Origin of the sequence: Mycobacterium sp. DL (genome assembly GCF_039729195.1) — a bacterium.
Lineage (GTDB): Bacteria > Actinomycetota > Actinomycetes > Mycobacteriales > Mycobacteriaceae > Mycobacterium > Mycobacterium hippocampi_A.
In genome coordinates this window covers 5,365,644-5,377,554 of the sequence record NZ_CP155796.1, presented here as the reverse complement: position 1 = coordinate 5,377,554, position 11,911 = coordinate 5,365,644, and the positions used below count along the sequence as shown (strand labels likewise).

The following is an 11,911-nucleotide window of genomic DNA, read 5'->3' as shown; positions in this document are numbered from 1 at the left end:
GGCTGTGGTGCAGGGCTGTTGATTTGCGCGGTGACTACCAGGCCACCGGAAGTTCGTAGACGCCGTAGGCGAGGCGATCGTGTTTGAACGGCACCTCGTCGAACGGGATCGCCAGCCGCATCGTCGGAATGCGGCGCAGCAGCGTGTGGAAGACGATCTGCAGTTCGGCGCGGGCGAGTTGCTGACCGACGCATTGGTGCCGTCCGTAACCGAACCCCAGTTGCTGGCCGGCGTCGCGAGTGAAGTCGAGCTTGTCGGGCTGCGGGAACGCGGCGGCATCCCAGTTGGCCGGAGCGAGGTCGATGATGATGCCCTCGCCCGCTCTGATGGTCTCCCCGGCGATCTCGATGTCCTCGATGGCCACGCGACGCTGACCGTTCTGGATGATCGACAGGTAGCGCATCAGCTCCTCGGCGGCGTTGGCGATGAACTTCGGGTCCTCGGAATCTCGCAGTAGCGCAGCCTGTTCGGGGTTCTCCAGCAACGCCAGCACGCCGATGCCGATCATGTTGGCGGTGGTCTCGTGGCCGGCGATCAGGAGCCCGGTGCCCAACTGCGCGGCTTCCTTCACGCTGATCTCGCCGGCGGTCACCCGTTCGGCGAGATCGGACACCGCGTCCTCGGACGGCTCGGCCATCTTCTTCTCGACGAGGTCGATCAGGTACTTGTGAAGGCTCATCGCCCCCTTCTGCATGGCATCCGCGGCCGCAAAGCGTGCCAGTCCGACGTTGGCGTGATGCTGGAAGAACTCGTGGTCCTCGTAGGGCACGCCGAGCATCTCGCTGATCACCTTGGTCGGCACGGGCAGTGCGAGTTTGGCGACGATGTCGGCGGGCTGCGGACCCGCGAGGATGTCATCGATGCATTCGTCGGTGACCTCCTGAATAGCCGACCGCAGCGCCTCGACTCGCCGGAAGGTGAACGGCTTGGACAACATCCGGCGGAACCGGGTGTGTTCCTCGGCATCGGCGGTGAAGACCGACCGGGGGCGCTTGTTCACCGTGGAGAGCATGTGCTCGTTCCAGTGCGGAAAACCCTCGCGACGGTCGTCGACACTGACCCTGGGATCGGCGAACAGTGTCTTCGCCACCTCGTGGCCGGTGATCAGCCAGGGTGTGGCGCCGTTCCAGATCCGTACCCGCGACAGCGGCCGGCTCTCCCCCATCTCGAGCATCGGCAGCGGCGGCGAGAACGGGCAGCGGGCTTCCCGCTCCATCGGGTACTCGGGGACGTCGGCCGAAACATGTTCGGCGGCAAGGGTGTCTGTCATGTCTTCTCCGTCATTCCTCGATCTGGATGGCCAGGGCCGGGCAGGCGGCCGCGGCCTTGCGGGTTTCCTCGGCGTGGGCTGGTCCGGGCTCGTCGACCAACAGCACCACCACGCCGTCGTCGTCGCGCTGATCGAACACGTCACCGGCGTTCATCACGCACATTCCGGAGGACACGCACTTGTCCTGGTCGACGGTGACCTTCATGTCAGGGCAACACCGTGACGGGGGCGTGCCAGAGTCCGACGATGGCGTCGATCAGGCCCGACGCGGCGGCCTGCCATGACGTCCGGGCGACCGGAGACCCCTGTGCCAGCAGCCGTTCGCGATCGGCGCAGCTGTGCATCAGCAGGTTGCGTCCCATGATGTTGCGCTCGATCCGGACATCGACGGGAAGATCCGGGAGGCAGGTGTTGATCCCGTCGAGCACCCGGACCAGCGACGGTGACGACAACGCGTCTTTGACGACGATGTTGTGATAGGCGGGATCAGTCATCACCTGCGCGGCGAAGCGCGCGTACCACGTCGGATTGCCCAGCGCGGCAAGGTGATCGGTCAACGGACAGACCAGCGCGGCGACCCAGTCCCGCATCTGTGTCGAGTCGCCGATGTCGGCGATGCGCCGTTCCCGGAGCTCCTCGATCGGCAGTCGATGCTTGTGCTCGATCGCACGCACCAGATCGGTCTTGGTACCGAAGTGGTATCCGACGGCCGCGTTGTTGCCCTGCCCCGCCGCTTCACTGACCTGCCTGTTCGACACGGCAAACACACCGTGTTCCGCGTAGAGACGCTCAGCTGCCTTCAGGATCGCCTCTTGCGTACCGGTGGCGCGATCGGCGCGCACGCTGCGGGCTGTGGTCACCCCTTCAGTGAACCCGGTCACACTGGCTAAGTCAAGCGACTGATTTAAAGAATCATCCCGGAGTCGGTGCGTCGGACTTCGCGGACCTGCGGACGAGGACTTTGCCGGCGACGGTGCCGCCATCGATCGGCAGCACGGTGCCGGTCACGTAACGCGACCGGTCCGTCGCGAAGTAGAGAGCCGCCTCGGCGACGTCGTCGACGGTGCCCTCCCTCTTGAGCGGCCGGTCGTCGCGCATCTGCTGGCGGATCTTCGCCTCGAACTGCTCGAGTTTCTCCAGATCCTCCCCGGCCGCCGACTTGCGCACGATTGCGGTGCGGATGTTGCCCGGAGCGATCGCATTCACACGAACCTCGTAGTGCGCCAACTCGATTGCCGCACACTTGGTGAACTGGATGACCGCCGCTTTCGACGCACGGTAGGTCATCACCCCGCCACCGGCCTGAATGCCGCCGATCGAGGTCAGGTTGATGATCGAGCCGCCGCCGTTCTCGGCCATGTGCCGACCGGCGTCGCGGGTACCGGCCATCACCGCCAACAGATTGACCGACATGACCTTGTGGAAGTCGGCGAGGTCGTCGTCGAACAGGCGCCGGTGCATGGTGCCCGACACCCCGGCGTTGTTGACCATCACCTGCAGACCCCCGAAACGGTCGACGGCCGTCGCCACCAGTCGGGCCACCTGATCGATGTCGGACACATCGGCCTCGACGAACAGTGCGTCGGCGCCGAGTTCGGTCGCCAATGCCGTACCGCTGTCGCCGTCGAGATCGCAGAACACCACCTTTGCGCCCTCGGCCGCGAACCGTCGCACCAGACCGGCGCCCAGACCGGAGGCACCGCCGGTGACGATCGCGACCTTGCCTGCGAGTTCAGTCATTGGAGGATCCCTTCGAAGAAGTCCAGCAGCAGCGCATTGACGGCCTCGGGTTGCTCGATCTGCGGACAGTGACCGGCATCCTCGATCACCGCGGCACGGCCGTGCGGAATCTGCGCGGCGATCTGGGCCGACCACCCCGCAGGCAGCAGTTTGTCGCCCTGCCCCTCCACCACCAGGACCGGGACGGTGATGCGGTCGTAGGCCCGCGCGCTGCTCGGCGTCGACGGCGCATCCAGGCCGGGACGGCGAAAGCGTGCTGCCGCCAACGACTCCCACGCACCGGGAGCGATACTCGACTCGTAGCGACGCTGCACGTAGGTTTTGTCCTGCGGATACGACGGGTCGAAGAACAGGGCCTCGACGATCCGGCGCATGCCGGCCACGGTGGCGTCGTAGTCGTAGAGCGCACCGACGTACTCGTTGCGCTGGATGTCCCCACCGCCGCAGATCGTCACCAGACTGCGGGCAGGCAACAGAGGGGAATCCGATGTGGCATCGACGAGCATGTTGACGGCGCCCATCGAGTTACCGACGAAGTGCGCGGCCTCGATACCCATCACCTCGCAGAAGCGCGCGATGTGTCTGATCCGCATGCCCCGCCCATCGGTGAAGTCCACCACCTTGGCCGATCCACCGAACCCGAGCATGTCGGGAGCGAGCACACGATGGCGGGCGGCCAGCGCGTCGACGGTGTGCTCCCATCCGATCGCCGCGTCGGCCCCGAACTCGCCTCCGTGCAGCAGGACGATCGGATCACCTTGTCCCGCTTCCAGGTAACTGGTGAGCAGGCCGTCGACCAGCACAGTGTGCCGATCGGTCACGCCGTCGCCTTCGCGGTCCCCGCGAACGCCAGCAGCTGGGTGGCCAGCAGGTCGAGCTGAGTGCCGACGGCGGCGCCCTGGTCGGAGTCGGCGAGCCCACCCGACGGATCCCAGACGTTCTCGGCGGAGTTGATGGCCACACCCAGCGGCGTCGGCCAGGCCCGCAGCGCGTGCCCGATGCCCCGCAACTGGGTCAGCGTGCCGACCGCCGCCTGCCAGCCGTAGGCGCAGCTGATGCAGCCCCACGGCGTGTTGTCGAGGTAGACGCGCGGGTCCTCCCGGAGGTCCTCGATGTAGTCGAGCGCGTTCTTCACCAGCCCGGACACCGCGCCGTGGTACCCCGGTGAGCCGACGACGACCGCGTCGGCATCCCGCAGGGCCGTCACCAGTTCGAGCGCGCGCGGTGTGCGGTTCAGTTCGTGTGGTGCGTACATCGGCAGGTCGAGGTCCTCGGCCGCGAACAGCCGGGTTCGTCCCCCTTGGCGCTCGACCGATTCCAGGCAGAGACGCAACGCGCGTTCAGTCGACGAGTTCGCTCGCAGCGTTCCGCCGAGACCGACGATGAACGGTGTTCTGATACTGGTCAATTCATCACTCACTTGATCGCAATCGGACTGACAGGGGCTCCCACCGCACCGACAACCTTCAGCGGCGACGCGATGAGCTGGAATTCGTAGACGCCGTCTGCGGCGCAGTCGGCCGCCAACGGGCCGAGGTCCCAGTACTCGCCGAGCATCAGCCCCATGTCGCGCAGGCACAACATGTGCATCGGCAGGAACGTGCCCTCGACGCCCTGGGCCGGATCGGGATCCTCGACCATCAGGTTGTCCGCAGCCACGGCAGCGACGTCGTGCCTGTGCAGCCATGACGCACACGTCCAGTCCAGGCCGGAGCCGGCTTCCGCACCGTCACCGGTGGACAGGAAGCGCGTCCACCATCCGGTGTGCACGACGATGATGTCGCCCGAACGGATCTCCACACCCTGCCGGGCGGCGATCTCATCGAGTTCGGCCGGCGTGATCGGTGTACCGGGCTCACAGAACGTCTCGAGACCGCGGTGCGCCACCACGTCGAGCAGCACACCCCGCGACGTGATGCCCTTGGCGTCGACCTTTTCGATACCGCAGTGGAAGGCGCCGAAGCTGGTCACCGAATCGGCGGGGAAGCCGTTGTAGAGCTTGTCCTCGTAATAGACATGCGACAGGGCGTCCCACTGGGTGGCGGCCTGCAGCGGCATCACGATCATGTCGTCGTTGAAGCGGAACGGGTTGTCGGCGAAGAAGGCGCTGACGTCGGCGGCCACCGCGTTACGCAACCATGCCGGGCCGTACCGGACCAGTGTCGACGCGTCTCCACCGTCGACGGTCATCACGTGGACCGGGTTCTGCCGGAACTTGAACGCGCCCTGCGGGCCCGCCGAGCCGAAGTCGCCACCGAGGGAGATGACCTTGCCCTTCTTGACCATTGCCGCCGCCTCGGCGACCTTGTCGGCCGTGATGAGGTTGAGCGTGCCGACCTCGTCGGCGTCGCCCCAGCGGCCCCAGTTGCGCACCTCGTCCGCCATCTGCCGGAAGTCGGTCATGCTACCGGCCATGATCAGCTCCCCTGGGCCAGTTGGGCAGTGCGAATGCCGGTGGACAATCGCTCCGCGAGAATACCGCCGTCGGTCCACAGCACCTGCCCGGTGATGTACCCGGCAGCAGGGCTACCCAGATACGCCAGCACCACGGCCTGCTCCTCGGCGGTCGACACCCGGCCCAGTGGCGCGGTGAACGAGTCCAGATACTGCTGTCCATAGGCGGACCGCAACTGGTCGAGTATCGGGGTCTCGGTGACCCCGGGAGCGGTGCAGTTGATCCGGATGTCCCGGGAACCCAGGTCGCAGGCGCGCCGCATTCCGTAGAGGATGATCGCCTCCTTGGAGAGGCGGTAGCCGCCATCGGCGAGCGCGTCCGGATTGTCAGCGCACCAGGCTAATCCGGCGTCGACCGAGTCTGTATCGAGCAGGCCCTGGGTGGTGTGGGCGTTCTCCCGGTACGACGCCGCCGCCAACGAGGACACGTTGCAGATCGCTGAACCGGAAACCATCCGGCCCACGAGCGCCTCCGTGAACTGCCGCATTCCCAGGAAGTTGATCCGGACGACCTGGACCGGATCCCCGATGCCCGAGGACACCCCGGCCACGTTGAAGAGCACGTCGACGGGGCCGTCCACGGTGGCGGCGGCCGCGTCGACCGAGCCGGGATCCGCCAGGTCGACCGCGACGAACTCGTCTACCGCAGAATGCGATTCAGCCGGAGCGCAGCGGTCCAGACCCGTCACCCGTGCGCCGAGATCGTGGAGTTGGTGCGCCAGCTGCGCGCCGATGCCCGAGGCGCAGCCGGTGACCACGACATGCTTTCCGTCGTAGCGGACCAGCCGGTCGAGGGTGGTCACGCTCAGCTCGCGGCTTGCTTGGCCTTGGCGTCCTTCTCCGCTTGCGCGGCCTTGACCCTGCCTTCGTTGATCTCCGCCATCGCCTCGGGGATCTCGCCGGCGGTGAACTTGCCACCGCGGCCGGTGGGCAGCCCGCCGAATTCGTAGGTCTCGTCGAACAGCGGTGCGTCCCAGTCCTGCCGTCGCGCCTCGACCTTCTCGATCACCGGCTCGAGACGTTTGGCCTTGTCTGCGACCGCTTTCGCGTCACGCTCGATGAACTCGGGCAGGATCTCCCTGCCCATGATCTCGATGGACTCCATCGTGCCCTCGTGGCTGCGCGGGTTCAGCAGCAGGATGATCTCGTCCACGCCGCTGGCTTCATAACCGCGCAGGAACTCCCGGACCGTGTCCGGCGAGCCGATCGCACCGCGCCCCGGTCCGTAGGCCAGCGTCGGGTCCTCCTTGACGGCCGCTTCGTAGCGTTCCCACACCTTGGTACGGCCGGGAGTGTGCATGCCGGTCAGGTAGTAGTGCATGATCCCGAACGAGAAGAAACCGCCACCGATGCCGAGCCGTTTGAGCGCCTCGTCGTCTGATTTGGCCACCATCATCGACAGGTCGCCACCGATCGCCAGCAGATTCGGGTTGATCGCCGGGGTGATCGGGGTGCCCTTCTCCTCGAACTCTGCGTAGTAGCCGTCCACCCGGTCCTTGAGCGCCTCCGGGCCCGTGTACGCGAAACTCAGTGCGCCGATGGCCTTCTGGGCGGCCATCTGAACCGACGATGGCCGGGTGCACGCGACCCAGACCGGCGGGTGCGGCTTCTGCAGAGGTTTGGGGATCACATTTCGGGCGGGCATCTCGACGTGCTCGCCCTTGAACCCGGTGAACGGCTCCTCGGTCATGCACCGGATGGAGACCTCGAGTGCTTCTTCCCACTGCGCGCGCTTGTCGGCCGGGTCGATGTCGAAACCGCCGAGTTCGGCGACCGAGGACCCTTCACCGGTTCCGAATTCCACGCGGCCGTTGGACAGATGGTCCAGTGTGGCGACCCGCTCGGCGATCCGCGCGGGGTGGTTGATCGGGGGCGGAAGGTGCATGACCCCGAAACCGAGCCGAATGTCCTTGGTGCGCTGGCTGGCTGCGGCCAGGAACATCTCGGGTGCGGTGGAGTGGCAGTACTCCTCGAGGAAGTGGTGCTCGGTGAGCCAGACGGTGGAGAACCCGGCCTTGTCAGCGAGTTCCACCTCGTCCAATCCATGTTGGAACAGCTGGTGTTCGTCGTCCTCCGACCAGGGCCGGGGCAACGGGAACTCGTAGAACAGCGAAATCTTCACTTCTGTTTACCTCCTTGACGATCCGGCAAGACCGGTGGCTGGATCTGGGTTGAATCGGCGATGTGTCTGGCGGCCACGTACCCGAAGGCCATGGCGGGTCCGATGGTTGCGCCCGCACCCGCATAGCTGCGCCCCATCACGGCGGCGGACGCGTTGCCAACGGCGTAGAGCCCACCCACGACGCTGTCGTCGGACCGCAGCACTCGGGCGAACTCGTCGGTGCTCAACCCTCCCGACGTGCCGAGATCACCCAGGATGATCTGGAATGCGTAGTACGGCGGCTCCCCGAGCGGGTGCAGGTTCGGGTTGGACAGTGTCGGATCGCCGTAGTAGTTGTCGTAGGCGCTCTCACCGCGACGGAAGTCGTCATCGTGGCCTGCGCGGGCCAGCTGGTTGAATCGCTCTGCGGTGGCCCGCAATCGGGCTCCGGGCACCCCGATCTGATCGGCCAGTTCCTCCCACGTGGCGCCCTGTTTCACCACACCCGACTCCAACCAGGCCGCGGGCACCTTCCGACCGGTGGGCACCGGTGCGAACGGGATCTTCGGGATGGGCAGATGCCCGGCGACGACGTAGCGGTGGAAGGACCGGATGTCGGTGACGAGCCAGCACGGGATGTGGGTCACGCCGGAGCGCTGTCCGTCGATCATGGCGTGGGCGAAGTCCATGTAGGGCGCCGCCTCGTTGATGAATCGCTCGCCGGCACCGTTGACGACGAACTGCGCGGGCATCATGCGCTCGTTGAGCATGAACTGCAGCCGACCGTCCGGCCAGCAGATCGCCGGGAACCACCAGGCTTCGTCGAGCAGTTCGGTGGCGGCGCCCACCTTCTCTCCGGCCCGGATCCCGTCACCCATGGCGGCGGGATTGCCGAAGCTCCAGTCTTTCTCGACCTCCGGCAGGTGCTCGGAACGCCATTGCATGTCGTGGTCGAAGCCGCCGCTGGCGATCACGACACCACGGGCAGCCCTGATCCGGACTACGCGTCCGTCCTTTTCGACCACCGCACCGATCACCGCACCGTCGACGTCGGTGATCAACTCCGTCATCGGAGAGCCGAGCCACAGCGGGATGTCCTGCTGCTTCATCGCCAGCCGCAGCCGCGCCGCGAGCGACTGGCCGATCGCGGCCATCCGGTCGCCGAACACCCGCGCCCGGACCATCCGCCAGATCAGCTTCACCAGCACCGCCTTGCCGCGCCACGACTGCCGAACCTGGTAGAACAGCCGCAAGTCCTTGGGACCGAACCAGATTCCCCTGGGGGCCAGAGCGAGCGGCGCCAGCAGGTTCTGCTCCTCGTCGCCCAACACGCGCAGGTCGATGGCCTCCACGTTGATCGTGCTGCCCAGCGCGGAGCCTCCGGGGGCTTCCGGGTAGTAGTCGGCGTAGCCGGGTTTCCACACGAACTCCAGCCACGGACTGAGCTTCTCGAGGAACTCCATCATCTCCGGGGCGGCATCGACGTACATGCGCAGCCGGGCGTCGCTCACCAGACCGCCGGTGATCTCCTTGAGGTAGGTGAACACGTCGTCGGGGTCGGGCACGTGACCCGCGCGCCGCTGCGACGGCGCACCCGGCACCCAGATCCCACCACCGGACAGCGCTGTCGAACCGCCGAAGTGGGCGGACTTCTCCACCACCAGCGTGTCGAGTCCGGCGGCATCGGCGGCCAGCGCGGCCGTCATCCCGCCGCCACCGGAACCGATCACCAGAACGTCGGTGACGTGGTCGAAATCCGGATCGGTTGCCGGGCTCATGGCGTGCTCACCGCCGTCCTGATGGCAAAACCCGCGATCAACTCCGGCGCAGCGCGGTAGAAGCGATCGTTGGTGCGGTAGCTCCCCTGTGCAGCCAGTGCGGCGAACGCCGCCACCCAGGTCCGGACCTCGTGTGCGGAGTTCCCCGCCTGCGCCGCCATCCAGTTGTTGTCCCAGGCGTCGACCTCGTCCAGCCTCCCGGTGTCGACGAGGTCCAGAAAAGCCTGATCCCATTCGGGATTGAGCGGAGCCAGGCCGCCCCTGCCCGAGGCGAATTCGCGCGCGGCATCGATCACCGCCACCTGGCGGGCCTGCCGCTGCTCGGTTGTCATGGGCTTGCCGTGCACGATCCGATCCAGCGCGGCCGGCGGCGCGGTGGCCAGCGTCGGCACCGGCGGATCGTGGGACAGACCGCCGGACCCGATCACCAGCACCCGCTTGCCCAGGCCGGACAGATGTGCGCCGACGGCGGCGCCGAGCGCGCGGACCCGGTGCATCGGGCCCAGCGGAGTCGCCACCGAATTGATGAACACCGGGATCACCGGTTTGGCCACGGCATCGCCGAAGAGCTTCTCCAACGGCTGCACCGTGCCGTGGTCGACGTGCATCGCCGCAGAGATGGCGACATCGACCCCGGCATCGAGAACTGCTCGGGCACAGTCGGTCGCCAGGCCCGCCGGCACGTCGAGAGCTCCCCGGTAGGTGCCGTAGTCACCCACACCCTCGGCGGCGGTGCCGATGCAGAACGGCGGCATCACGTTGTAGAAGAAGCCGTTGTAGTGGTCCGGGGAGAACGTGACGACAAGCTCGGGATCGAAGGCGGCCACGAACTCCCGGGTGTTGGCGATCGCCGACCCGATGTCGTCAAGGAGTTCCTGCGACGGTCCCGGAAGATTCAGTAGCGGACTGTGCGACATGCAGCACAGCGCGATCTGAGTCGTGGCCATTCGAATCGGAGCCTCCTCCCTGGGTCAGATGGAGTACGTCGACAAGCGCCTCCGACATCTCTGGTGCGCGCTGAGCGATGCACGCCCCGGCGATACACCGATCGGGTCGGATGAACAGCACCGAATCGGTGTACACGTCGAACCATGACTTGAGTGCACCCGAGCGGTCCCCGACGGTCGTGACATCGGCGTCGTCATGTCCGGTCCAGTGCAACTGGGTCATCGGCCGTGCTTCGACGAACCTCGCCCCCAGCGCTTTCCACCGGTCGAATGCGGCATCACCGAGAACAGCGCGCAGATTGTTGCTCCAGCACAGCACGGCGAATCCCGAGCCGAGCACGTCGTCGAGGAGCACGTTCTGCCGATCGCGGGTGTCCACGCGCGGCTGGATGAACAGCGTGCCTGTCGGCGAGCTCACCCCGGGCCCCGCAGCGTCCGCATGATGGACCGCGCCCTGCTGGTATCGCGGCATCGGCTTGAACCGCATCTCCAGCACATACCGTTTCAGCGACGGCACCACCGACGCGGCGTGAATGACACGGTCCCGCAACGCAGCTATCCGTCGATTCGTCGGCGAGATGACCCGGCCCACCATCGTCGACAGGTCGATCATGGCGCGCGCGTGCTTGCGACGCTCGACGTCGTAGGTGTCGAGCAGCGCTTCGCCGGCCTGCCCGGTCACCACTGCGGCCAACTTCCAGCCGAGATTGGCGGCATCCCGGATTCCGCTGTTGTAACCCTGGCCCTGCCACACCGGCATCAGGTGCGCGGCGTCACCGGCCAGCAGGAGTCGGCCCTCCCGGAAGGAGCCGGCGATCCGTGAGTGGTGCGTGTACACCCGGTGGCGGATCATGTCGACGCGCTCGGGATGCGGAACCAGTTGCGCGAGCATGCGTCTGACGAAGGCCGGATCGTCGGCCAACTCGTCCGATTCGTCGGGATGGATCAGGAACTCGAAGCGCCGGATGCCGTGCGCGATGGAGATCGAGACATAGGGTCGCCGAGGGTCCGCCCCGACCTCGCTGTTCGGGTGGCCCAGCGGATCATTGGCCACGTCGACGACGAGCCAGCGCGTGGATGACGTGGTGCCGTCGAACGACACACCCATCAGGCGCCGCGTGACGCTGCGGCCGCCGTCGCAGCCCACCAGGTAGCGGGCGCGTACCGGATCCCGGCCGTCGCTGAACTGCACCGTCACGCCGTCCGAGGTCTGCACGCACGTCTGCATCTGCCGACCGAACCGGACCTCGACATGATCGAATCGATCGAGGCCACGGCACAATTCAGCATCGACCATGGGCTGGACGAAGCCGTTTCGCTTGGGCCAGCCGAATCGGGCGTCGGGCGGGGCCATCTGGACGAGCAGCCGGCGCTTGGCATCGAAGAAGCGCAGGATCTGATTCGGCACGGTGTGCGGCAGCACACGATCCACCAGTCCGATCGACTGGAAGGTGCGCAGCGCCTCGTCGTCGAGGCCGACCCCCCGGGGATAGTCGATCAGGGTGTCGCGCTCCTCCACCACCAGAGTGCGAACACCCTGCAGGCCAAGGATGTTCGCCAGGGTCAGTCCGGAGGGCCCGGCCCCGACGATGACGACGTCGACGTCGTTGTGGGTTGTCAT

12 protein-coding genes are annotated in these 11,911 nt (G+C 66.7%); all 12 read right to left on the bottom strand.

Annotation, left to right across the window (positions count from 1 at the left end; all coding sequences use genetic code 11):
- Positions 1-34: 34 nt before the first annotated feature.
- The 12 genes from ABDC78_RS25750 to ABDC78_RS25695 are packed head-to-tail and all read right to left on the bottom strand — an operon-like array spanning position 35 to position 11,911.
- On the bottom strand, positions 35-1,270 hold the full coding sequence (locus tag ABDC78_RS25750) for a cytochrome P450 (protein ID WP_178357130.1): 1,236 nt from the start codon (positions 1,268-1,270) through the stop codon (positions 35-37).
- Positions 1,271-1,280: 10 nt separating this feature from the next.
- Entirely contained in the window at positions 1,281-1,475 is a 195-nt protein-coding gene (locus ABDC78_RS25745) for a ferredoxin (RefSeq protein ID WP_178357131.1), read from the bottom strand.
- A 1-nt stretch (position 1,476) separates the two neighbouring features.
- Positions 1,477-2,130: a helix-turn-helix domain-containing protein gene (locus ABDC78_RS25740; protein WP_347133228.1), complete on the bottom strand. Its 654-nt coding sequence runs from the start codon at positions 2,128-2,130 to the stop codon at positions 1,477-1,479.
- A gap of 52 nt (positions 2,131-2,182) precedes the next feature.
- Positions 2,183-3,010, bottom strand: a complete 828-nt coding sequence (locus ABDC78_RS25735; protein ID WP_178357133.1) for an SDR family oxidoreductase — start codon at positions 3,008-3,010, stop codon at positions 2,183-2,185.
- Positions 3,007-3,831, bottom strand: coding sequence for an alpha/beta fold hydrolase (locus ABDC78_RS25730; protein ID WP_178357134.1), 825 nt, complete (start codon positions 3,829-3,831; stop codon positions 3,007-3,009). Before ABDC78_RS25730 ends, ABDC78_RS25735 begins: the two co-directional genes overlap by 4 nt.
- Entirely contained in the window at positions 3,828-4,418 is a 591-nt protein-coding gene (locus ABDC78_RS25725) for an NADPH-dependent FMN reductase (RefSeq protein ID WP_178357135.1), read from the bottom strand. The genes ABDC78_RS25730 and ABDC78_RS25725 overlap by 4 nt, the downstream gene beginning before the upstream one ends.
- Positions 4,419-4,426: 8 nt before the next feature.
- Entirely contained in the window at positions 4,427-5,425 is a 999-nt protein-coding gene (locus ABDC78_RS25720) for a cyclase family protein (protein ID WP_178357136.1), read from the bottom strand.
- Positions 5,426-5,427: 2 nt separating this feature from the next.
- Positions 5,428-6,267 (bottom strand): coniferyl-alcohol dehydrogenase, encoded by an 840-nt coding sequence (locus ABDC78_RS25715; RefSeq protein WP_178357137.1) that lies wholly within the window; start codon positions 6,265-6,267, stop codon positions 5,428-5,430.
- A 2-nt stretch (positions 6,268-6,269) separates the two neighbouring features.
- A complete protein-coding gene (locus ABDC78_RS25710; RefSeq protein WP_178357138.1) occupies positions 6,270-7,586 on the bottom strand; it encodes an LLM class flavin-dependent oxidoreductase in 1,317 nt (438 codons plus the stop codon).
- Positions 7,583-9,343: an FAD-binding protein gene (locus ABDC78_RS25705; protein WP_178357139.1), complete on the bottom strand. Its 1,761-nt coding sequence runs from the start codon at positions 9,341-9,343 to the stop codon at positions 7,583-7,585. Before ABDC78_RS25705 ends, ABDC78_RS25710 begins: the two co-directional genes overlap by 4 nt.
- Positions 9,340-10,260: a 3-carboxyethylcatechol 2,3-dioxygenase gene (locus tag ABDC78_RS25700; protein WP_256735841.1), complete on the bottom strand. Its 921-nt coding sequence runs from the start codon at positions 10,258-10,260 to the stop codon at positions 9,340-9,342. Before ABDC78_RS25700 ends, ABDC78_RS25705 begins: the two co-directional genes overlap by 4 nt.
- A complete protein-coding gene (locus ABDC78_RS25695) occupies positions 10,208-11,911 on the bottom strand; it encodes a bifunctional 3-(3-hydroxy-phenyl)propionate/3-hydroxycinnamic acid hydroxylase (RefSeq protein ID WP_178357141.1) in 1,704 nt (567 codons plus the stop codon). The genes ABDC78_RS25700 and ABDC78_RS25695 overlap by 53 nt, the downstream gene beginning before the upstream one ends.